Here is a 22776-nt window from a genome sequence, read left to right as displayed (position 1 = left end):
TTTTAACCGGCGGGCGTACCGCTGAGCCAATCGAGGAATTCAAGACATGAGCAATATCCCCGCCGACCTGCGTTTTGCCGAAAGCCACGAGTGGGCTCGCCTGGAAGCCGACGGCACCGTGACCGTGGGTATCAGCGACCACGCCCAGGAAGCACTGGGTGACGTGGTGTTCGTCGAGCTGGCTGAAGTCGGCAAGGTATTCGCCGCTGGCGACGCGGCCGGTGTGGTCGAGTCGGTCAAGGCCGCTTCGGACATCTACGCCCCGGTCGGTGGCGAAGTGATTGCGGTCAACGAAGAGCTGGCTGATAGCCCTGAGCTGCTCAACGAAGAACCTTACGATTCTTGGATTTTCAAGCTGAAGCCAAGCGACAAGTCTGAGCTGGACAAGCTGCTGGATGCTGCTGGTTACGCGGCCGCTATCGGCGAATAGGGCTTCAGGCCTCATCGCCGGCAAGCCAGCTCCCACAGAGATAGCGCGCGCCTCAGGGCCTGTGGTTACCTGTGGGAGCTGGCTTGCCGGCGATAGGGCCGGTACTGGCAAAACAAGTTTCCCCGCAGAATCGGCAATCCCTTCCTAGACTTGTAAGTCTCCATGAGAGCTGTTCCAGGAAGAGAGCGTCGTCATGTCCCAGTCGCCATCCCTGCATCAACTGCAAGAGCTCAACCCATTCCTGCGTCGCCACCTGGGCCCGGATGCCACGGAGCAGCAGGCCATGCTCAACGCGCTGGGTGTCGCCAGCCGCAGTGAGCTGATCGAGCAGACCGTACCACCAGACATCCGCCTCAATCGCCCCCTCGACCTGCCGCCGGCACTGGACGAACAGGCCGCCCTGGCCAAGCTCGCCGGTTACGCCGGGCAGAACCAGGTCTGGACCAGCCTGATCGGCATGGGCTACCACGGCACCATCACCCCCACGGTCATCCTGCGCAACGTGCTGGAAAACCCGGGCTGGTACACCGCTTACACGCCTTATCAGCCCGAGATTGCCCAAGGCCGGCTGGAGGCGCTGCTGAACTTCCAGCAGATGGTCATCGACCTCACCGGGCTGGCCCTGGCCAACGCCTCGCTGCTCGACGAAGCCACCGCCGCCGCCGAGGCCATGGCCCTGGCCAAGCGGGTGGCGCGCAACAAGAGCAATGCCTTCTTCGCCGACGAGCACTGTCACCCGCAGACCCTGTCGGTACTCAAGACCCGTGCCGAGGGCTTCGGCTTCGAGCTGATCGTCGACTCTGTGGATAACCTTGGCAAACACGCGGTTTTCGGGGCCTTGCTGCAGTACCCGGATACCCACGGCGAGGTGCGCGACCTGCGCCCGCAAATCGACCATTTGCACAGCCAGCATGCCCTGGCCTGCGTAGCCGCCGACCTGCTCAGCCTGGTGGTGCTGGCACCGCCTGGGGAGCTGGGTGCCGATGTGGTGCTGGGCTCGACCCAGCGCTTTGGCGTACCGATGGGCTATGGCGGCCCCCACGCGGCCTATTTCGCCTGCCGCGATGACTACAAGCGAGCCATGCCGGGGCGCATCATCGGCGTATCGCGCGATGCCCGTGGCAACACCGCGTTGCGCATGGCCCTGCAGACCCGCGAGCAGCATATCCGCCGCGAGAAGGCCAACTCCAACATCTGCACGGCCCAGGTGCTGCTGGCCAACATTGCCGGCTTCTACGCGGTGTACCACGGCCCGGAAGGCCTGCAGCGCATTGCCCAGCGCGTGCACCGGCTGACCTTCATCCTGGCCGCCGGCCTCGAGGCCAAGGGCATCAAGCGCCTAAACCAGCACTTCTTCGACACCCTCACCCTGGACGTCGGCGGTGCCCAGGCGGCCATCATCGAAAGCGCCGAAGCCGCGCAGATCAACTTGCGCATCCTCGGCCGCGGGCACCTGGGCGTGAGCCTGGACGAGACCTGCTCGGAGCAGACGGTGCTGCGCCTGTTCGACATCTTCCTGGGGGTGGACCACGGCCTGGATATAGCCGCACTCGACCAGCTGGCCCTGCCCGAAGGCATCCCCGCCAGCCTGGTGCGGCGCACGCCGTTCCTCGCCCACCCGGTGTTCAACCTGCACCACAGCGAAACCGAGATGCTGCGCTACCTCAAGCAGCTCGAGAACAAGGACCTGGCGCTGAACCAGTCGATGATCCCGCTGGGTTCGTGCACCATGAAGCTCAACGCCACCAGCGAGATGATCCCCATCACCTGGCCTGGCTTTGCCCAGCTGCACCCGTTTGCCCCGGCGGCCCAGGCCACCGGCTACAAGGCGATGATCGACGAACTGGAAAGCTGGCTGTGCGCCATTACCGGCTTCGATGCCATCTGCATGCAGCCCAACTCCGGTGCCCAGGGCGAGTACGCTGGCCTGATGGCCATTACCCGCTATCACCGCAGCCGCCACCAGCCGCAACGCACGCTGTGCCTGATCCCGTCGTCGGCCCACGGCACCAACCCGGCGTCGGCGCAAATGGCCGGCATGGAGGTGGTGATCGTCGATTGCGACGACGATGGCAACGTCGACCTGCCCGACCTCAAGGCCAAGGCCCACTCGGCCGGGGATCGGTTGTCGTGCCTGATGATCACTTACCCGTCGACCCACGGCGTGTACGAAGAGGGGATTCGCGAAATCTGCGAAGTGGTCCACCAGCACGGTGGCCAGGTGTACATGGATGGCGCCAACCTCAATGCCCAGGTGGGCCTGGCGCGGCCGGCGGATATCGGCGCCGACGTTTCACACATGAACCTGCACAAGACCTTCTGCATCCCCCACGGTGGTGGCGGGCCGGGCATGGGCCCGATCGGCATTCGCGCGCACCTCAAGCCGTTCGTTGCCAGCCATCCGGTGGTGCCGGTACCCGGCCTGGACCCGAACAACAGCGCGGTCAGCGCCGCGCCCTGGGGCAGTGCGAGCATTTTGCCGATCAGCTGGATGTACATAGCCATGATGGGCCCGCAACTGGCCGATGCCAGCGAGGTGGCGATCCTCTCGGCCAATTACCTGGCCAGCCAGCTGGGTGGTGCCTTCCCGGTGCTCTACCGCGGGCGCAACCAGCGGGTGGCGCATGAGTGCATCCTCGACCTGCGGCCGCTGAAGGCGCTGACCGGCATCAGTGAAGAGGACGTGGCCAAGCGCCTGATGGACTATGGCTTCCATGCCCCGACCATGTCGTTCCCGGTGCCGGGCACGCTGATGGTCGAGCCGACCGAGAGTGAATCGAAGGCTGAACTGGACCGCTTCGTCGAGGCGATGCTGGCGATTAGGGCGGAAATTGGCGAAGTTCAGGAGGGCAACTGGCCTGCGGAGAACAACCCGCTCAAGCATGCGCCGCATACCCTGGCCGATGTGCTGACGGTGTGGGACAGGCCTTACAGCCTGGAGCAGGCGGTGGCGCCCAGTGCTCACGTGCGCCAGCACAAGTACTGGCCAGCGGTGAACCGGGTCGACAACGTTTATGGGGACAGGAATCTGTTCTGTGCTTGTGTGCCGGTGGAGGCGTATCGCTGAGATCGGTGCTGGATTCTTCGCGGGCTTGCCCGCTCCCACAGGGACCGCACTAGGCTTGAATCTTGTGCAAGTGCTGTGGGAGCGGGTTCACCCGCGAAGCAGGCGCCGCGGTTACTCGGCTACCGCATTCTTGGCCAGGATGGCATTGGCCAGTTCCATGTCGGAAGCCTGCATCCCCGGGTTCTCCGCGCGGGCCTGGCGAATCGCCGCTTCAAGGAATGGCCCGCGGATCGCGCCTTCGCTGGCCACGAAGCTGCCGGCGTCATCCTGCGCCGCCATCACCAGCTTGTGATCCCCGGAAGTCAGGTAGCTCGATGCCGTGGTAGCACCGGTAGTCATCACGTTACGCCAGAAGGTATCGGCCATGGCCGAGCCGATAGGCAGCGAAAGCAAGGCAGCGGCAGCGATGGCGGTTTTGAAACGCATGTTGAAACACCTCGAAGGGTGAGGGTTGAAGATGCGCGGTTTGATCCTGCCACAGGGGGGCAAGTTCCTTGAATACAAAGGATTTTTGCTCAGGAACAGGCCCGTAGCACTTCCTCTTGGCGGGTCTGCCCGCAGGCTACCTTGGCTTCGCCGCAGCGGCGCAGATCGAGCAAGCCATCGGCCACGGCCTGGCGCCGCAAACTGGCCAGATCGCTGCCCGGGCCTATCAGGGCGCGCAGGCTGTCGCTGGGTATCAGCAGCTCGAACAACCCTGTGCGGCCATGGAACCCCGTGCCACGACAGGTACGGCATGGCTGCCCTTCGCGCAGCGCTGTATCACCCCGGCAATCCGCGCACAGTGTGCGCACCAGCCGCTGGGCCATGACCCCCACCAGCGTCGCCTTGATCAGGTAGTCGGCCACACCCAGCTCCTGCAGGCGGGTGATCGCGCCACAGGCGTCGTTGGTATGCAGGGTCGACAGGACCAGGTGCCCGGTAAGGGCTGCCTGTACCGCCACCAGGGCGGTCTCGCGATCACGGATTTCGCCGATCATGATGATGTCCGGGTCCTGGCGCAGCATGGCCCGCACACCATTGGCGAATCCCAGGTCCAGGGCGGGTTGCACCTGCAACTGGTTGAAGGCGGGTTCCAGGCGCTCGATCGGGTCTTCGATGGTGCACAGGTTGACCTGCGGCGTGGCCAGCAGCTTGAGGCTGGCGTAAAGCGTGCTGGTCTTGCCGGACCCGGTGGGGCCGGTAACCAGGATGATGCCCTGACGATGACGCAGCAGGCCTTGCCACTGGTCCAGTTGCGCCCCGTCCAGGCCGAGCCGGTCGAAGCCCTCTTGCAACTGTTGCGGGTCGAACAGGCGCAGCACCAGTTTCTCGCCGAACGGAGTCGGCAAGGTCGACAGTCGCAGTTCCACCTCGCCGCCGCCAGGCAGGCGGCTATGCAGCCGGCCATCCTGCGGCCGCCGTTTTTCCGCGACGTCCATGCGCCCCAGGTGTTTCAGGCGGCTGACCAGCGCCAGGGTCACCCCGGCGGGGAAGGCGTAGACGTTGTGCAGCAGGCCGTCGATGCGGTAGCGCAGTTGGCCCTGTTCGCGGCGTGGTTCCAGGTGGATATCGCTGGCGCGTTGCTCGATGGCGTACTGCAGCAGCCAGTCGACGATATGCACGATGTGCGCGTCGTCCGCACTGGCCTCGGCCTGGCGCTTGCCCAGCTCCAGCAGCTGTTCGAGTTCGCCCAGGCTGGCTGACTGCTGGTGTTGCGCGCCCTTTACCGATTGGGCCAGGCGGTGGAACGACTGCCCTGCCTGGCGGACCTGCTGCGGGCTGGCCAGAACGCGCCGGATCGGCCGGCCCAGGCTGCGGGTGAGGTCGGCCAGCCAGTCGTCCTGGTAGGGCTGGGCGCTGGCGACGGTGACGCTGGAGGCGTCGGCGGCGACGATAAGGATGCCGTGGCGCTGGGCGAAGGCCGGGGATATCAGGCCGGTGACCTGGGGCAGGTCCAGTTGCAGCGGGTCGATGCGCAGGTAGGGCTGGCCGACCTTGTTGGCCAGCCATTGGCAGAGGCGATCCAGGTCCAGGGGCTCGCCAGGGTGTCGGCGGTCTTCCAGGGCGCAGGCGGCGATCTGTTCCAGCGGGTGGGCGGTGGGGTGATTGGCGGCGTGCTCGAGTACCTGCAGGGTGTCGTTGGCGTGCAGGTGCTGGTCGGCGAGCAGGGCCTGGAGCACGCGCTTGAGGTCGAGTGCCGGGTTGTCGGGGGAGTGCATGGTTGGCGTCCGTGCCTGATAGGGGAGTGCTGATCAAGGCTAGCCGGACGGCGGAAGGTTAACGGAAGTGAAAAGTTTCGGAAATTTACTGTGCCTGTACTGGCCCTATCGCTGGCAAGCCAGCTCCCACAGGACCACCACAGGCTCGAAGATTGCGCTGTACCTGTGGGAGCCGGCTTGCCGGCGATAGGGTCGGTAAATGCTTACACAACCGCCAGCTCCACCCGCTGCAGGTTGCTCAGGCTCACCTCACCCACACACACCAGGTTACGCAGTTTTTGCGCAATCACCTCGGCCCGGTGCCAGCTCAGGCCGCCGATGCCGACCTCGATATCCAGCCAGTCGTCCTGCTGACTGACCTGCACGCTGTGCGGGGTCAGGAACTGCAGGGCAAACAGGTTGAGTACCCGGCACAGGCTGTCAGGCTCGGCCTCGGCCTGCAGGCGATAGTGCACGGTGCTGTGGGCGCTGCTGGCGGCCCAGGCGTCGGTACGGGGCTGTGCGTTCATGCTGGTCTCCGCAAATGTTGGAGAAATTCTTGCACGTTGGTGGCGGTATTTTTTCGCTATTATTTGAGCATTTCGCGGTATTGGCGAATTGAACTATTCATAAAATGATTCTCAGGAGAATTGTCTATGCACAGCGAGCTGGATGCCTACGACCGCCGTATCCTCGAACTGCTGCAGGAGGACGCTTCGCTGTCCAGCGCGCAGATCGCCGAACGCGTGGGGCTGTCGCAATCGCCGTGCTGGCGGCGTATCCAACGGTTGAAGGAGGAGGGGGTGATTCGTGGGCAGGTGACCTTGCTGGACCGCAAGAAGGTCGGCCTGAACACGCAGATTTTCGCCGAGGTGAAACTGAACGCCCATGGGCGCTCCAACTTCACAGAGTTCACCGACGCGATCCGCGGGTTTCCGGAGGTGCTGGAGTGTTATGTGCTGATGGGGTCGGTGGACTTTCTGTTGCGCATCGTCACCCCGGATATCGAGGCTTATGAACGGTTCTTCTTCGAAAAGCTGTCGAACGTGCCGGGGATTCAGGAGGTGAACTCGATCGTGGCGCTGTCGGAGATCAAGTCCACCACCAGCCTGCCACTGTCGCGGTGAGGTCTTCGCAGCACAAGGCTGCTCCTACAGGGGATATCGGTGCCCTGTAGGAGCAGCCTTGTGCTGCGAAGCAGGCGACGCGGTATCAAGCCTTGAGCAGGTGCTTCCAGCCGCGGCTCTGATCCACCGCCCGAGCCTGCTCGATACGCGCTTCCAGTACCTCATCGCTGATCGGCTGCTCAGCCAGCTCATGTAGCTTCTTCAGGTCGCCATACAGGCGGTCCATCTGGGGCGCTTCCAGCACCTGACGAGCATGGTGCAGCCAGGCCAGCAGCTGCTCGATACGCGGCAGTTGCTCGGCCAGGTCTTCCGGCCGCTGGGTGTACAGCGGCAGCTTCAACGCTCGGCCTTCTTCGCCCAGCAGGTGCGCCAGCCAGCTTGCCAGCTGCGCCTTGCCCTGGCGCTCGCCACGGCCTTTGCGCTCCACGGTCCAGGCACGGGCCAGCAGCCAGCGCGAGGTTTCCAGCGAGAACTGGCCCCAGCGCACGTCTTCCAGTTCTTCGGCGAACTGCTCGGGGGCGGCGCGGCGGATATCTTCGTCTTCGTTACCGGCCTGCACCAGCGGGCGCCAGTCTTCGAGCAAGGCGTCCAGGCTGCTGCGCAGGTCACGGGTGATGGCGCGTGGCGCGGCCTGGCCCAGGCTGGCGGTAATGGCACGCAGCTCGCTCAGGCACTCGACCCAGTCCTGCAGCAGGCGCCAGTGGCCGTTGTGGCGGTATTGCTCGGCCAGGCGCTGGCTGCTGCCCAGCAGTTGCCAGGCCAGTGCGGCGTAGGCGTCGTCCACGGCCATTTCGGCTTCCAGCTCGGTGTGCGGCAGGCCCAGCTCGTAGCTGTCCGGCTCCAGCAGGCGGTAGCCACGCTCGGCCTTGCTGATGTCGCATGGCATCAGCGGCAGGCTGGCGGCCAGCTCGGCGGCCAGTTCCAGCAGTGCCTGCGGCTCACCTTCACGCAGTTCCAGTTCCAGCTCGCAGATTTCTTCCTTGCGCTTGCCGGCGATCACGAAACCCTGGTCCAGTGCGGCCTCGATCACCACCTTGCTCTTGCCACGGCCCCAGGCGATTTCGGCGTATTCACGGCTGAAGTCAGTGGTGAACAGCGGCTTGATGGTCTTTTTGTCCAGGTTGGCCAGTTGCGCGGGCCAGCAGCTGTCGTCGAGCTTCTTCAGGTCGAGCTTGACCTTGTCCAACTGCCATTCGTGCTCGTTGCGTTCGGACAGGCCGGCCACGCTGGTGCCGCGGCACTTGAGGGTCTGGATGATGGCCTCGCCATCGCGGCGCAGGCGCAGGGCGACACGGGCAGCAGAGAGCTCGCGTTCGGGGGTGTCGAAGTACTGGTTGAGCAGTTCGCGGGTCTGCCAGCCGGACTTGTTGCGCTTTTTCAGCAGAGGGTGCTCGCGCAGGGCGGCAAGGGTCTCGCGGCTGGCGCGGAGCTTGAGTTCGGTTTCTTTGTGCATCACAGGCTCGAAGGAGGGGCGTGGTTGCCCAGCAGTCTACAGGAGTCGGCTCTCGTCTGTTGGATCGTGGAGGCTTCTTCGCGGGTGAACCCGCGAAGAAGCCCACACGATTGGACGGCATTGCTATGATGGGCAACGCTTCCGAGGAGTACGCGCATGCCGTTGCCGACGCTGAAAGACCAGTTCGCCGCCCTGATCGCCGCGCCCTCGGTCAGTTGCACCCAGCCTGCGCTGGACCAGTCCAATCGCCAGGTCATCGACCTGCTGGCCGGTTGGTTGGGCGACCTGGGTTTCACGTGCGACATCCAGCAGGTCAGCCCCGGCAAGTTCAACCTGCTGGCCAGCCGTGGCACCGGCCCGGGTGGCCTGGTGCTGGCGGGGCACAGCGACACGGTGCCCTACGACGAACAGCTGTGGGCCAGCGACCCGCTGAAACTGACCGAAACCGACGGCCGCTGGGTCGGCCTGGGCAGCTGTGACATGAAGGGCTTCTTCGCTCTGGTCATCGAAGCGGTCATCCCGCTGCTGGAGCACGATTTCAAGCAGCCGCTGCTGATCCTCGCCACCTGTGACGAAGAAAGCTCCATGTCCGGGGCCCGTGCCCTGGCCGAGGCCGGCCAGCCGCTCGGCCGTGCGGCGGTGATCGGCGAGCCCACTGGGCTGCGGCCGATCCGCATGCACAAAGGCATCCTCATGGACCGTATCCACATCCTCGGGCGCAGCGGCCACTCCTCGGACCCAAGCCTGGGCCGCAGCGCCTTGGAGGCCATGCACGCAGTGATGGGCGAGCTGATGGGGTTGCGCCAGCAATGGCAGCAAACCTACCGCAACCCGCAGTTCACCGTACCGACCCCGACCATGAACTTCGGCTGCATCCACGGCGGCGACAACCCCAACCGTATCTGCGGCCAATGTGCCCTGGAGTTCGACCTGCGCCCACTGCCAGGCATGGATGTGGAGCAACTGCGCGCGGCCATTCGCGCCAAGCTGATGCCGGTGGCAGAGCGCTTTGAGGTGCGCATCGACTATGCGCCGTTGTTCCCGGAGGTGCCGCCTTTCGAGCAGGCAGCCGACGCCGAGTTGGTGCAAGTGGCGGAGCGCCTGACCGGCCATCGCGCCGAAGCGGTGGCGTTCGGCACCGAAGCGCCTTATCTTCAGCAACTGGGTTGCCAGACCATCGTGCTGGGCCCCGGCGACATCGCCTGTGCTCACCAGCCCGGCGAATACCTGGAAATGTCACGAATCGAGCCTACCGTGCGTCTATTGCGTGACCTGATCCGGCACTATTGCCTGGACTAAACGTCAACCGAACTGTTTCGTTCCTGCCTAGAGGAGACCGCGCGTGACCGCAAGCCTGTTCCGACGATGATCCTGAACGCCCCCTGTATCGCCGTTCTCCGTCCACTTATCCACAGGCCCTGTCATGCCCGACTACGTCAACTGGCTGCGTCATGCCTCCCCGTATATCAATGCCCATCGCGACTGCACCTTCGTGGTCATGCTCCCTGGCGATGGGGTGGAACACCCTAATTTCGGCAACATCGTCCACGACCTGGTGCTGCTGCACAGCCTGGGCGTGCGCCTGGTACTGGTGCATGGCTCGCGCCCGCAGATCGAAAGCCGCCTGGCTGATCGCGGCCTGACCCCGCACTACCACCGTGGCCTGCGCATCACCGATGCCGCCACCCTGGATTGCGTGATCGATGCCGTCGGCGCCTTGCGCCTGGCCATCGAGGCACGCCTGTCGATGGACATCGCCGCTTCGCCGATGCAGGGCTCGCGCCTGCGCGTGGCGTCCGGCAACCTGGTCACGGCGCGGCCAATCGGTGTGCTAGAAGGCGTGGACTACCACCACACCGGCGAAGTGCGTCGAGTTGACCGCAAGGGCATCAGCCGCCTGCTCGACGAGCGCTCCATCGTGCTGTTGTCACCGCTGGGCTATTCGCCCACGGGTGAAATCTTCAACCTGGCCTGCGAAGACGTGGCCACCCGCGCCGCCATCGAACTGGGTGCCGACAAGCTGCTGCTGTTCGGTGCCGAGCCGGGCTTGCTGGATGCCGATGGCAAGCTGGTGCGTGAGCTGCGCCCGCAGCAGGTTGCCCCGCATCTGCAGCGCCTGGGCAGCGATTACCAGGGAGAATTGCTGGATGCCGCGGCCGAAGCCTGCAAAGGCGGCGTGGCGCGCAGCCATATCGTCAGCTATGCCGAGGACGGCGCCTTGCTGACCGAGCTGTTCACCCGTGGCGGTGGCGGCACGCTGGTGTCGCAGGAGCAGTTCGAAGTGGTACGCGAGGCGACCATCGAGGACGTGGGCGGTTTGCTGGAGCTGATCAGCCCGCTGGAAGAGCAGGGCATCCTGGTACGCCGTTCGCGTGAGGTGCTGGAGCGGGAGATCGAGCAGTTCAGCGTGGTCGAGCGCGAAGGCATGATCATCGCCTGTGCGGCGTTGTACCCGATTGCCGACTCCGATGCCGGCGAGCTGGCGTGCCTGGCGGTGAACCCGGAGTACCGCCATGGCGGGCGTGGCGACGAGCTGCTGGAGCGCATCGAAAGCCGGGCGCGACAGTTGGGGCTGAACACCTTGTTCGTGCTGACGACGCGTACCGCGCACTGGTTCCGCGAACGCGGGTTTGCGCCGAGTGGGGTCGAGCGACTGCCAGCGGCGCGGGCTTCGCTGTACAACTACCAGCGTAATTCGAAGATCTTCGAGAAGCCCTTGTAAACCTGTACTGGCCTCTTCGCGGGTGAACCCGCTCCCACAGGATCTTCACCGGACCTGAGGCCGGCGCGGTCCCTGTGGGAGCGGGTTTACCCGCGAAGCAGGCGACACCGATCTCGAACAAAAACGCCGCCCTTGTGGGCGGCGTTTTCGTTTACACGGTATGCAGGTACCAGTTGTACTCGAGGTCGGAGATCGAGTGCTCGAACTCCTCCAGCTCGCTCTCCTTGCACGCGACGAAGATGTCGATGTACTTCGGATCGATGTACTTGTTCAGGATCTCGCTGTCGTCCAGCTCGCGCAGGGCATCGCGCAGGTTATTCGGCAGGCTCTGCTCCAACTGTTCGTACGAGTTGCCTTCGATCGGCTCACCCGGCTCGACCTTGTTGGTCAGGCCATGGTGCACGCCGGCCAGTACGGCGGCCATCATCAGGTACGGGTTGGCGTCGGCACCGGCCACGCGGTGCTCGATGCGCACGGCGTCCGGCGAACCGGTCGGCACGCGCAGGGCCACGGTGCGGTTGTCCAGGCCCCAGCTTGGCGCGTTCGGTACATAGAACTGCGCGCCGAAGCGGCGGTACGAGTTGACGTTCGGGCAAAGGAACGCCATGGACGCGGGCAGGGTCTCGAGCACACCGCCGACAGCGTGACGTAGCGCGGCGTTCTGCTCGGGATCCTCGCTGGTGAAGATGTTGTTGCCATCTTTGTCCAGCACGGAAATGTGTACATGCAGGCCGTTGCCTGCCTGGCCCGGGTAGGGCTTGGCCATGAAGGTGGTGTCCATTTCATGGTCGTAGGCGATGTTCTTGATCAACCGCTTGAGCAGTACCGCGTAATCGCAGGCCTTGAGCGGGTCGGCCACGTGGTGCAGGTTGACTTCGAACTGCGCTGGGGCGCTTTCCTTGACGATGGCGTCGGCCGGGATGCCTTGCTCCTTCGCGCCTTCCAGGATGTCCTGCAGGCAGTCGGCGTATTCGTCGAGGTCGTCGATCAGGTACACCTGGGTCGACTGCGGGCGCTTGCCCGAAATTGGCGAGCGCGGCGGCTGCGGGCGGCCGTTCACGTTCTCCTGGTCGATCAGGTAGAACTCCAGCTCGAACGCGGCGCAGATGGTCAGGCCCATCTCGGTGAACTTGTCGACCACCTGGCGCAGCACTTCACGCGGGTCGGCAAAAAACGGCTCACCTTCGAGCTCGTGCATGGTCATCAGCAGCTGGGCGGTCGGGCGCTTCTGCCAGGGTTCGTTGGAGAGGGTGCCGGGGATCGGGTAGCAGATGCGGTCAGCATCGCCGATGTCCAGGCCCAGCCCGGTGCTTTCGACGGTGGAACCGTTGATGTCCAGGGCGAAGAGGGAGGCAGGCAGGTTGATGCCTTTCTCGTAAACCTTGTGGAGGCTGGTGCGCTCTATGCGCTTGCCACGCACCACACCATTCATATCTGCAATCAGAAGGTCAACGTAGAGAACCTCAGGATGTTCCTTAAGGAACGCGTTCGCTTCGTTAAGCTGAACGGCACGCGGGGGTACCGACATGATGCAACACCTTTGTTGTTAAAAATATCAATCAAGGGGGGCTTGCAAGACCAGTCAATCGAAAAGACAAACTGATGTCAAGCCAACCCCATGATGCCCTGAAATGGCACATCGACGGCAGATTTGCTGCATATCGGGGCAAGCCATTATCCGCTATTTCTCTCGCAAAGGGCTATCTCCGACCAACCGTGTTTTATTTTTTACGGAGGTGTTGTGTAAAAAAATGAACAAGGCTAAGCTCGGTCTCAACCCAGAACACAATAATACGAGGGTCACATGGTCCGCTTGCCGAGACCTGAAAGCACTGCCTGCGCAGTGCCATCGGGTACATCCGTCATTTTTGCAAGCTTCGTCAATGGCGTGGCCGCCCTGGCCGCAATAATTGACGTTTGGTGCTCCCGGACCTGCCCTCGCAGCGGCTTGCCGCCCTTCGTTTCGTCTTCCTGCCTTTCGAACTCATTACGGACACACTTGTTTTCAGTGTATCCACTGCGGCTCTGCGCGGGGGTTTTTGCTTTAGCAATGTACTCCATCCAGAATCAGTGCGCGGACCACCTTACCTCCTGAGGTATTTATGAGTAACAACCTCGACCAGCTCACCGATTGGTTGAAAGAGCACAAGATCACCGAAGTCGAATGCATGATCAGTGACCTGACCGGCATCACGCGCGGCAAGATTTCGCCTACCAACAAGTTCATCGCCGAAAAAGGCATGCGCCTGCCTGAGAGCGTGCTGCTGCAGACCGTGACCGGCGACTACGTCGACGACGACATCTATTACGAACTGCTGGACCCGGCGGACATCGACATGATCTGCCGCCCCGACGAGAACGCCGTGTTCCTGGTGCCATGGGCCATCGAGCCGACCGCCCAGGTGATTCACGACACCTACGACAAGAAGGGCAACCCGGTCGAACTGTCGCCGCGCAACGTGCTGAAGAAAGTCCTCAAGCTATACGCCGACAAGGGCTGGCAGCCGATCGTCGCGCCGGAGATGGAGTTCTACCTGACCAAGCGCAGCGAAGACCCGGACTTCCCGCTGCAGCCCCCGGTAGGCCGTTCGGGCCGGCCGGAAACCGGCCGCCAGTCGTTCTCGATCGAAGCCGCCAACGAATTCGACCCGCTGTTCGAAGACGTCTACGACTGGTGCGAACTGCAGCAGCTGGACCTCGACACGCTGATCCATGAAGACGGCACGGCGCAGATGGAGATCAACTTCCGTCATGGCAACGCTCTGCACCTGGCCGACCAGATCCTGGTGTTCAAGCGCACCATGCGCGAGGCCGCGCTCAAGCACAATGTGGCCGCCACTTTCATGGCCAAGCCCATGACCGGTGAGCCAGGCAGTGCCATGCACCTGCACCAGAGCGTGGTCGACGTGGCCACCGGCAAGAACATCTTCAGCAACGACGACGGCAGCATGAGCGAACTGTTCCTGCACCACATCGGTGGCCTGCAGAAGTTCATCCCCGAGGCATTGCCGCTGTTCGCCCCCAACGTCAACTCGTTCCGCCGCTTCCTGCCCGACACCTCGGCGCCGGTGAACGTGGAATGGGGCGAGGAAAACCGTACCGTCGGCCTGCGCGTGCCGGACGCCGGCCCGCAAAGCCGCCGGGTCGAGAACCGCCTGCCAGGCGCCGACGCCAACCCTTACCTGGCCATCGCCGCCAGCCTGCTGTGTGGCTACATCGGCATGGTCGAAGGCATCGACGCCAGCGCGCCGGTGCAGGGCCGTGGCTACGAACGCCGCAACCTGCGCCTGCCACTGACCATCGAAGATGCCCTGGAACGCATGGAAAACAGCCGTGCACTGGTGCAGTACCTGGGCAAGAAGTTCATCACCGGCTACGTCGCCACCAAGCGCGCCGAGCACGAGAACTTCAAGCGAGTCATCAGTTCCTGGGAGCGTGAGTTCCTGCTGTTTGCTGTCTGATCAACTTGGTGCCGCAGGACGCGGCTGTCGAACAACGGAGAAGCACATGAGCGTCAACAACCCGCAAACCCGTGAATGGCAAACCCTGAGCGGGGAGCATCACCTCGCGCCCTTCAGTGACTACAAGCAGCTGAAGGAGAAGGGGCCGCGCATCATCACCAAGGCCCAGGGTGTGCATTTGTGGGATAGCGAGGGGCACAAGATCCTCGACGGCATGGCTGGCCTGTGGTGCGTGGCTGTGGGCTATGGCCGTGAAGAACTGGTGCAGGCGGCAGAAAAGCAGATGCGCGAGCTGCCGTACTACAACCTGTTCTTCCAGACTGCCCACCCGCCTGCGCTGGAACTGGCCAAGGCGATCTCCGACGTGGCGCCGCAAGGCATGACCCATGTGTTCTTCACCGGCTCCGGCTCCGAAGGCAACGACACCGTGCTGCGCATGGTCCGCCATTACTGGGCGCTGAAAGGCAAGCCACAGAAGCAGACCATCATCGGCCGCATCAACGGCTACCACGGCTCCACCGTGGCTGGTGCCAGCCTGGGTGGCATGAGCGGCATGCACGAGCAGGGCGGCCTGCCGATTCCTGGCATCGTGCATATCCCACAGCCTTACTGGTTCGGCGAAGGCGGCGACATGACCCCGGATGAGTTCGGGGTGTGGGCGGCCGAGCAGCTGGAGCAGAAAATCCTCGAAGTCGGCGAAGACAACGTCGCCGCCTTCATCGCCGAGCCGATCCAGGGTGCCGGCGGCGTGATCATCCCGCCGGAAACCTACTGGCCGAAGGTCAAGGAGATCCTCGCCAAGTACGAAATCCTGTTCGTTGCCGACGAAGTGATCTGCGGTTTCGGCCGCACCGGCGAGTGGTTCGGCTCCGACTACTACGACCTCAAGCCCGACCTGATGACCATCGCCAAGGGCCTGACTTCCGGTTACATCCCCATGGGCGGTGTGATCGTGCGTGACACCGTGGCCCAGGTACTCAGCGAAGGCGGCGACTTCAACCACGGCTTCACCTACTCCGGCCACCCGGTAGCGGCGGCGGTGGGCCTGGAAAACCTGCGCATCCTGCGCGACGAGAAAATCGTCGAGAAGGCGCGCACCGAAGCGGCACCTTATTTGCAAAAGCGTTTGCGTGAGCTGCAGGACCACCCTCTGGTGGGCGAGGTACGCGGCCTGGGCCTGCTCGGCGCGATCGAGCTGGTCAAGGACAAGGCCACCCGCAGCCGTTACGAAGGCAAGGGCGTGGGCATGATCTGCCGCACCTTCTGCTTCGAAAACGGCCTGATCATGCGTGCGGTGGGTGACACCATGATCATTGCGCCGCCGCTGGTGATCAGCCATGCAGAGATCGACGAACTGGTGGAAAAGGCACGCAAATGCCTGGACCTGACGCTCGAAGCGATTCGTTGACAGTTTGCTAGGCTAGCGATGTGACATTAAGTCGTTACAAGGCCCTGCTTTCCTTGATACAGAGCCTTGTAACTTGCCAGACTAGCGACTGTTTCAGTCGCCGCGCGCTCTGCACCGTAGGTCCTGGCTGCTGAACAGATGGCTAAATAAAAAATTCTGGAGCATTACGCATGAATAAATTGGGCAAGACGTTGCTGGCCACCGCCCTGATGGGTGCCATGGCTACCGCTGTTCAGGCTGAAGACAAGGTGTTGAACGTCTACAACTGGTCGGACTACATCGCTCCGGACACCATCGCCAAGTTCGAGAAACAGTCGGGCATCAAGGTCAAGTACGACGTATTCGACAGCAACGAAACCCTCGAGGCCAAACTGCTGGCCGGCAAGTCCGGCTACGACATCGTAGTGCCGTCCAACAACTTCCTGGCCAAGCAGATCAAGGCTGGCGTGTATGAGGAACTGGACCGCTCCAAGTTGCCGAACTGGAAAAACCTCGACCCTGACCTGCTCAAGGCCGTTGGCGATGCCAGCGACAAGGACAACAAGCACGCCTTCCCGTACATGTGGGGCTCGATCGGTATCGGCTACAACCCGGAGAAGGTCAAGGCCGCGCTGGGCGTGGACAAGATCGACTCGTGGGACGTGGTGTTCAAGCCTGAGAACATCGCCAAGCTCAAGAGCTGCGGCGTGAGCTTCCTCGATGCCCCGACCGAAATGCTCCCGGCTGCTCTGCACTACCTGGGCCTGCCGACCGACAGTACCAAGAAGGAAGACCTGAAGGCCGCCGAGGACCTGTTCCTCAAGATCCGTCCTTCGATCACCTACTTCCACTCGTCCAAGTACATCGGCGACATGGCCAACGGCAACATCTGCGTAGCTGTCGGTTACTCGGGTGACCTGGAGCAGTCCAAGGCCCGTGCCCACGAAGCTGGCGACAAGGTCAAGGTGGACTACGTCATTCCGAAGGAAGGTGCCGGTACCTTCTACGACATGGTCGCCATCCCCAAGGATGCCGAGCATAAAGACGCTGCCTACCAGTTCATGAACTTCCTGATGCAGCCGGAAATCATGGCCGAGATCACCAACGCCGTGCGCTTCCCGAACGGCAACGCTGCCGCCACCCAGTTCGTGGACAAGGAAATCACCAGCGATCCGAGCATCTATCCACCAGCTGAAGTGAAGAAGCAGCTGTACGCGATCGCTGCGCCTGAAGCTTCTGCCCAGCGTGTGATCACCCGCAGCTGGACCAAGATCAAGTCGGGCAAATAAGCCCGATGCGGTACCTCTGGGTCGGGGAATCCCGGCCCAGAGCCAGTGAAAGGCAATTGATGATTGCGGCATCGAAGCTGCGAAGGTAAGTTGCGCGCCGGTTTTGCGTGTGCGGCAGCATTGTCGCTACCCAGGCACTGATTGTGAGGACCACCCACTTGTCCATTTCTGTATTCCGCAAGGCCTTGATGGCTGGAGCGGGCCTGACGCTGGCATGCAGCGTCCAAGCGGCGCCTACGGTGCACTTCTACAACTGGTCCGACTACATCGGCCCGACCACACTCGCGGACTTCGAGAAAGCCACAGGCATCAAGCCCGTGCAAGATGTGTTCGATTCCAACGAAACTCTGGAAGGCAAGCTGCTGGCCGGCAATACCGGCTATGACGTGGTAGTGCCGTCCAACCATTTCCTCGGCAAGCAGATCAAGGCGGGCGCGTTCCAGAAGCTCGACAAGAACCTGCTGCCCAATTATTCCAACCTGGACCCGGCGCTGATGAAGCGCCTGGAAAGGAACGACCCGGGCAACCAGTACGCCGTGCCTTACCTGTGGGGCACCAACGGCATCGGTTACAACGTCGACAAGGTGAAGGCCGCGCTGGGCGTGGACACCATCGACTCCTGGGCAGTGCTGTTCGAGCCCGAGAACATGAAGAAGCTCGCCAAGTGCGGCGTGGCCTTCCTCGACTCGGCGGACGAAATGCTGCCGGCGGTGCTCAACTACATGGGGCTGGACCCCAACAGCACCAATGCCAAGGACTACCAGGCCGCCGAGAAGAAACTGCTGGCGGTACGCCCGTACGTGACCTACTTCCACTCGTCCAAGTACATCACCGACCTGGCCAACGGCGACATCTGCGTCGCGGCAGGTTTCTCAGGTGATGTGTTCCAGGCCAAGACCCGCGCCGAAGAAGCGAAGAAGGGCGTGAACCTGGCCTACGCCATTCCCAAGGAAGGCGGCAACCTCTGGTTCGACGTGCTGGCGATTCCCAAGGACGCCAAGAACGTCAAAGAGGCGCATGCCTTCATCAACTATTTGCTGAAGCCTGAGGTTATCGCCCAGGTCAGTGATTACGTCGGTTACGCCAACCCGAACCCCAAGGCTGGCGACCTGATGGACCAGGCCGTGAGGACTGACGCCGCGGTTTACCCACCGCAGGAAGTGCTGAACAAGATGTTCGTGAATTCAGAGTTGCCACCCAAGGTGCAACGGCTGATGACCCGTAGCTGGACCAAGGTCAAGTCGGGCAAGTAAAAATCCAGGCCCGTGGCGGCACCTGTAGCACAGGGCTCGCGGGCACAAAAATCTTGTTGGGAGTTTCACTCATGGCAGTTGCCTCCGGTGCCTATAAAAAAGCCCTCGAGGGTGGCCAGCAACCCAAGCAGGTGCTGGTCAAGATCGACCGGGTCACGAAAAAGTTCGACGAAACGGTAGCCGTGGACGATGTGTCCCTGGAAATCCGCAAGGGCGAGATCTTCGCCCTGCTGGGGGGCTCCGGTTCCGGCAAGTCCACCTTGCTGCGCATGCTGGCCGGCTTCGAACGCCCGACCGAAGGGCGGATCTTCCTCGATGGCGTCGACATCACCGACATGCCGCCCTACGAGCGGCCGATCAATATGATGTTCCAGTCCTACGCGCTGTTCCCGCACATGACCGTGGCGCAGAACATCGCCTTCGGTCTGCAGCAGGACAAGATGCCCAAGGCCGAGATCGACGCCCGCGTGGCCGAGATGCTCAAGCTGGTGCACATGACCCAGTACGCCAAGCGCAAGCCGCACCAGCTGTCCGGCGGCCAGCGCCAGCGCGTGGCACTGGCCCGCTCGCTGGCCAAGCGCCCCAAGCTGCTGCTGCTCGACGAGCCGATGGGTGCACTGGACAAGAAACTGCGTTCGCAGATGCAGCTGGAACTGGTGGAGATCATCGAGCGCGTTGGCGTGACCTGCGTGATGGTGACCCACGACCAGGAAGAGGCCATGACCATGGCCCAGCGCATCGCCATCATGCACCTGGGCTGGATCGCCCAGATCGGCTCGCCGGTGGACATCTACGAGACGCCTACCAGCCGCCTGGTGTGCGAATTCATCGGCAACGTCAACCTGTTCGAAGGTGAAGTGGTCGACGACGCCGAAGGCCACGCGATCATTGCCAGCCCGGAGCTGGAGCGCAAGATCTATGTCGGCCACGGCATCACCACGTCGGTGGAAGACAAGCACATCACCTACGCCCTGCGCCCGGAAAAGATGCTGGTCACCACCCAGCAACCGACCTGCGAGCACAACTGGTCGCGCGGCAAGGTTCACGACATTGCCTACCTGGGTGGCCACTCGGTGTTCTACGTCGAGTTGCCGAGCGGCAAGGTCGTCCAGTCGTTCGTCGCCAACGCCGAGCGCCAGGGCACCCGCCCGACCTGGGGCGATGAAGTGTACGTGTGGTGGGAAGACGACAGCGGCGTGGTACTGCGGTCATGAAACTGCGCAAGCTCAAGCGAGCCTTCCAGCGTATTACCCCGGAGGGGCGGCACCTGGTGATCGGCGTGCCGTTCATCTGGCTGTTCCTGTTCTTCATGCTGCCGTTCTTCATCGTGCTGAAGATCAGCTTCGCCGAAGCCGACGTGGCGATCCCGCCGTATACCGAGATCTACAGCTACGTCGAAGACAAGGTCCAGCTGGTGCTCAACCTGGCCAACTATGGCCTGTTGACCGAGGATGAGCTGTATATCTCGGCCTACCTGGGCTCGCTGAAGATGGCCTTCTTCAGCACCCTGCTGTGCCTGTTGATCGGCTACCCGATGGCCTATGCCATTGCCAACGCCAAGAAGGAAACCCAGACGGTCCTGCTGTTGCTGATCATGATGCCGACCTGGACCGCGATCCTGATCCGCGTCTATGCCTGGATGGGCATTCTCAGCAACAACGGCCTGCTCAACGGCTTCCTGCTGTGGACCGGGTTGATCGACCAGCCGCTGCAAATCCTCAACACCAACCTGGCGGTGTACATCGGCGTGGTCTATTCGTACCTGCCGTTCATGATCCTGCCGCTGTTCGCCAACCTGGTGAAGCACGACCCGAGCCTGCTCGAGGCCGCTTCGGACCTGGGTTCGAGCACCTTCAACAGCTTCTGGAAGATCACCGTACCACTGTCGAAGAACGGCATCATCGCCGGCTGCATGCTGGTGTTCATCCCGGTGGTGGGCGAGTTCGTGATTCCTGAACTGCTTGGCGGCCCGGAAACCCTGATGATCGGCAAGGTGCTGTGGCAAGAGTTCTTCAACAACCGTGACTGGCCGGTGGCCTCTGCGCTGGCGGTGGTCATGCTGGCGATCCTGATCGTGCCGATCCTGCTGTTCAACCGCAGCCAGGCCAAAGAAATGGAGGGCAGGGCATGAAGCGCTTCAGTTTCTCCAAGCTGATGCTGGTGCTCGGCTTGCTGTTCATCTACCTGCCGATGCTGATCCTGGTGATCTACTCGTTCAACGCCTCCAAGCTGGTGACGGTGTGGGGTGGCTGGTCGGTGAAGTGGTACGTCGGCCTGCTCGACAACACCCAGTTGATGGGGTCGGTGATGCGTTCGCTGGAAATCGCCTGCTACACGGCGGTGGCGGCGGTGGCGCTGGGTACCTTGGCGGCGTTCGTGCTGACCCGGGTTACCCGCTTCAAGGGACGCACGCTGTTCGGTGGCCTGGTCACCGCGCCGTTGGTAATGCCCGAGGTGATCACCGGCCTGTCGCTGTTGCTGCTGTTCGTGGCCATGGCGCAGATGATCGGTTGGCCGCAGGAGCGTGGCATCGTCACCATCTGGATCGCCCATACCACGTTCTGTGCCGCGTATGTGGCGGTGGTGGTGTCGGCACGCCTGCGGGAGCTGGACCTGTCGATCGAGGAAGCGGCGATGGACCTGGGTGCCAAGCCGTGGAAGGTGTTCTTCCTGATCACCATCCCGATGATTGCGCCATCGCTGGCGGCGGGCGGCATGATGTCGTTCGCCCTGTCGCTGGATGACCTGGTACTGGCCAGCTTCGTCTCCGGCCCTGGTTCGACCACCTTGCCGATGGAAGTGTTCTCGGCGGTGCGCCTGGGCGTGAAGCCGGAGATCAACGCCGTGGCCAGCCTGATCCTGCTGTCGGTGTCGCTGGTGACCTTCTTCGTCTGGTACTTCAGCCGCCAAGCGGAAGAGCGCCGGCGCAAGGCGATACAGCAGGCGATCGAAGAGGGCGCTGCGGCGAATGCTTCGCAGCCACAGGTGAAGCGCCCGGCGCAGGTTGCGGCGTCGGCCTGATCTGGCCCTTTCGCGGGCTCGCCCGCTCCCACAGGGATCACCACAAGCCTGAAGGCTGTGATGTCCTTGTGGGAGCGGGCAAGCCCGCGAAGGCCCCAACGCCGACTCAAAGCCATACCGCATCCCAGTGTGGATAGTCCCTGACACTCCTGACCAATCCTGCTCTCAGAGGATTGGCAACAATGTACCGGGCTACATGCACCACACACTCTTCCCGCCGCAGCGCATGGTCATGGTAACCGGGTTGCCAGATCGGTTTGTGCCTGACACCTGCCTTGCGTAACGCAATGGCTGTGCGTGATTTGAACTTGCGCATCAACGTTCCCAATGCCACTTCCTTCAGCTCGACCAGCCAGTGCAGGTGGTCCGGCATCACTACCCAGGCCAGGGAATGGCAATCCTGAATGTCATTTGAAACCCGCAGATGTTTGACCACCAGGCGAGCATTGTCGAAGTCATGGAACAGTGGTTTTCGTTGGTGCGTGATGGTGGTCAGCAGGTAGAGCCTGCCTGGCTCGGAGTAGCGCCCACGACGCAGTCGGTGGGATTCGGCTAATGGCATTGTGATCTTCCTTGAAATTGAACCTCCTTTTGAAAGGTAGTGGCTGAAGCGGGGGGACCGGGTGGCTGATGGTTTCTGAATATGGCAGAAGCTCATGCATTGCTGTGCCGGCCTCTTCGCGGGCGCGCCCGCTCCCACAGGTACAGCACTGGCTTGGGGCTGGCGACATTCCTGTGGGAGCGGGCATGCCCGCGAAGGGGCCCTCAAGGCGTACGACTTTTCATCAACTCAAACCAAAGGCTTCAGTTGGATCGGCTTGGGAATTATCCTACGAGCCGTGTGGAAGCTGCTCTGTTGTAGGGGAAATGCCCCAGGGATAACGTCGTCGAGTCGCCAACCAAGGTGACCGGGTGTGAGAAACCCGCTCGATGTTGAACAGGCTTCCTGTCATGGCGGCCTTGCGTGGGCAGGCCTAGGCCTGGCCGGGTTCAATGTCCTCGGTTTTCTCACCCCGCGTACGGCTGCCACCCCTTATCCGTGAGAAAGATGAGCTGGCGGTTCCATAAACGACATTGGATTCCGACCATGACAACGCACGTTCCAAATCACCCAAAAAACAGCAGCACCGTCGGCCGCGAAACCTGCATGGACCTGTTTCGCGTCCAGGCCAACATCCCCTTCAACCATGCCTTCTCCGAACTCTCCGTAATGCTCGGTTGCATCAATCACCTGACGACCGAAGCCGAGATGGAAAATGACCGGCTGGCCGGTAGTGCCGCGAGAATTCTCAGTGGCTTTGCAAAAGCACTGATCGATGACATCGAACTGGGACTGAACAAGGCTTCAGTTCAGCTCTGACCTTCACCCTTTCGCGGGCACGCCCG

General features: G+C 62.5%; 20 protein-coding genes. 13 read left to right on the top strand and 7 right to left on the bottom strand.

Features of this window, described 5'->3' with window-relative positions; all coding sequences use genetic code 11:
- Nucleotides 1-46: 46 nt before the first annotated feature.
- Both gcvH and gcvP read left to right on the top strand, forming a co-directional pair.
- Nucleotides 47-430, top strand: coding sequence for a glycine cleavage system protein GcvH (gcvH, locus tag ACK56M_RS28115; RefSeq protein WP_100412820.1), 384 nt, complete (start codon nt 47-49; stop codon nt 428-430).
- Between the two features lie 193 nt (nt 431-623).
- Nucleotides 624-3497, top strand: a complete 2874-nt coding sequence (gene gcvP / locus ACK56M_RS28110) for an aminomethyl-transferring glycine dehydrogenase (protein WP_411959169.1) — start codon at nt 624-626, stop codon at nt 3495-3497.
- Nucleotides 3498-3608: 111 nt separating this feature from the next.
- Here the strand turns inward: gcvP and ACK56M_RS28105 are convergent, their stop codons facing one another.
- From ACK56M_RS28105 to ACK56M_RS28095, 3 genes are all read right to left on the bottom strand, one after another.
- The gene (locus tag ACK56M_RS28105; protein ID WP_003259356.1) at nt 3609-3923 is read right to left on the bottom strand and encodes a DUF2388 domain-containing protein; all 315 of its coding nucleotides are present in this window, start codon (nt 3921-3923) and stop codon (nt 3609-3611) included.
- Between the two features lie 89 nt (nt 3924-4012).
- A complete protein-coding gene (locus tag ACK56M_RS28100) occupies nt 4013-5698 on the bottom strand; it encodes a GspE/PulE family protein (RefSeq protein WP_100412818.1) in 1686 nt (561 codons plus the stop codon).
- Nucleotides 5699-5901: 203 nt separating this feature from the next.
- Complete coding sequence (locus ACK56M_RS28095) at nt 5902-6207, bottom strand: hypothetical protein (RefSeq protein WP_003259353.1); 306 nt, start codon at nt 6205-6207, stop codon at nt 5902-5904.
- A gap of 126 nt (nt 6208-6333) precedes the next feature.
- On the opposite strand from ACK56M_RS28095, the gene ACK56M_RS28090 reads away from it, so the two are divergent.
- Nucleotides 6334-6804 carry an Lrp/AsnC family transcriptional regulator gene (locus ACK56M_RS28090; RefSeq protein ID WP_015272225.1) on the top strand — a complete coding sequence of 157 codons (471 nt, stop codon included), beginning with the start codon at nt 6334-6336 and terminating at the stop codon, nt 6802-6804.
- A gap of 85 nt (nt 6805-6889) precedes the next feature.
- On the opposite strand, the gene ACK56M_RS28085 is transcribed toward ACK56M_RS28090, so the two are convergent.
- On the bottom strand, nt 6890-8257 hold the full coding sequence (locus ACK56M_RS28085) for a CYTH domain-containing protein (protein WP_015272224.1): 1368 nt from the start codon (nt 8255-8257) through the stop codon (nt 6890-6892).
- A gap of 156 nt (nt 8258-8413) precedes the next feature.
- Between ACK56M_RS28085 and argE the strand changes: the two genes are divergently transcribed.
- Both argE and argA read left to right on the top strand, forming a co-directional pair.
- Nucleotides 8414-9556 (top strand): acetylornithine deacetylase, encoded by a 1143-nt coding sequence (argE, locus tag ACK56M_RS28080; protein WP_137137763.1) that lies wholly within the window; start codon nt 8414-8416, stop codon nt 9554-9556.
- 124 nt (nt 9557-9680) lie between these two features.
- Nucleotides 9681-10979, top strand: coding sequence for an amino-acid N-acetyltransferase (gene argA / locus ACK56M_RS28075; protein ID WP_013974710.1), 1299 nt, complete (start codon nt 9681-9683; stop codon nt 10977-10979).
- Between the two features lie 151 nt (nt 10980-11130).
- Here the strand turns inward: argA and ACK56M_RS28070 are convergent, their stop codons facing one another.
- Complete coding sequence (locus tag ACK56M_RS28070; protein ID WP_015272222.1) at nt 11131-12507, bottom strand: glutamine synthetase family protein; 1377 nt, start codon at nt 12505-12507, stop codon at nt 11131-11133.
- A gap of 272 nt (nt 12508-12779) precedes the next feature.
- Nucleotides 12780-13040, bottom strand: coding sequence for a hypothetical protein (locus ACK56M_RS28065; protein WP_015272221.1), 261 nt, complete (start codon nt 13038-13040; stop codon nt 12780-12782).
- A gap of 41 nt (nt 13041-13081) precedes the next feature.
- Here ACK56M_RS28065 and ACK56M_RS28060 point away from each other — a divergent pair, with 41 nt between their 5' ends.
- The 7 genes from ACK56M_RS28060 to ACK56M_RS28030 all read left to right on the top strand — a co-directional run bounded on the left by ACK56M_RS28060 (nt 13082) and on the right by ACK56M_RS28030 (nt 21390).
- The gene (locus ACK56M_RS28060; RefSeq protein WP_013974708.1) at nt 13082-14440 is read left to right on the top strand and encodes a glutamine synthetase family protein; all 1359 of its coding nucleotides are present in this window, start codon (nt 13082-13084) and stop codon (nt 14438-14440) included.
- A 46-nt stretch (nt 14441-14486) separates the two neighbouring features.
- A complete protein-coding gene (locus ACK56M_RS28055; RefSeq protein ID WP_015272220.1) occupies nt 14487-15848 on the top strand; it encodes an aspartate aminotransferase family protein in 1362 nt (453 codons plus the stop codon).
- A gap of 170 nt (nt 15849-16018) precedes the next feature.
- Nucleotides 16019-17116, top strand: a complete 1098-nt coding sequence (locus tag ACK56M_RS28050) for a polyamine ABC transporter substrate-binding protein (RefSeq protein ID WP_039615410.1) — start codon at nt 16019-16021, stop codon at nt 17114-17116.
- 158 nt (nt 17117-17274) lie between these two features.
- Nucleotides 17275-18369, top strand: coding sequence for a polyamine ABC transporter substrate-binding protein (locus ACK56M_RS28045; RefSeq protein WP_015272218.1), 1095 nt, complete (start codon nt 17275-17277; stop codon nt 18367-18369).
- A 71-nt stretch (nt 18370-18440) separates the two neighbouring features.
- Nucleotides 18441-19583 carry a polyamine ABC transporter ATP-binding protein gene (gene potA, locus ACK56M_RS28040; RefSeq protein WP_013974704.1) on the top strand — a complete coding sequence of 381 codons (1143 nt, stop codon included), beginning with the start codon at nt 18441-18443 and terminating at the stop codon, nt 19581-19583.
- On the top strand, nt 19580-20500 hold the full coding sequence (locus tag ACK56M_RS28035; protein WP_015272217.1) for an ABC transporter permease subunit: 921 nt from the start codon (nt 19580-19582) through the stop codon (nt 20498-20500). The genes potA and ACK56M_RS28035 overlap by 4 nt, the downstream gene beginning before the upstream one ends.
- Entirely contained in the window at nt 20497-21390 is an 894-nt protein-coding gene (locus ACK56M_RS28030) for an ABC transporter permease subunit (RefSeq protein WP_003258560.1), read from the top strand. Before ACK56M_RS28035 ends, ACK56M_RS28030 begins: the two co-directional genes overlap by 4 nt.
- Nucleotides 21391-21496: 106 nt before the next feature.
- Here the strand turns inward: ACK56M_RS28030 and ACK56M_RS28025 are convergent, their stop codons facing one another.
- Nucleotides 21497-21952, bottom strand: a complete 456-nt coding sequence (locus ACK56M_RS28025; RefSeq protein ID WP_054573417.1) for an REP-associated tyrosine transposase — start codon at nt 21950-21952, stop codon at nt 21497-21499.
- Nucleotides 21953-22477: 525 nt separating this feature from the next.
- On the opposite strand from ACK56M_RS28025, the gene ACK56M_RS28020 reads away from it, so the two are divergent.
- Entirely contained in the window at nt 22478-22750 is a 273-nt protein-coding gene (locus ACK56M_RS28020) for a DUF3077 domain-containing protein (RefSeq protein ID WP_015272215.1), read from the top strand.
- Nucleotides 22751-22776 lie beyond the last annotated feature (26 nt).

It is taken from the genome of Pseudomonas sp. s4 (assembly GCF_046764235.1).
In the GTDB taxonomy this organism is placed as follows: Bacteria; Pseudomonadota; Gammaproteobacteria; order Pseudomonadales; family Pseudomonadaceae; genus Aquipseudomonas; species Aquipseudomonas asiatica.
This window is presented reverse-complemented; position numbering and strand designations above follow the sequence as displayed.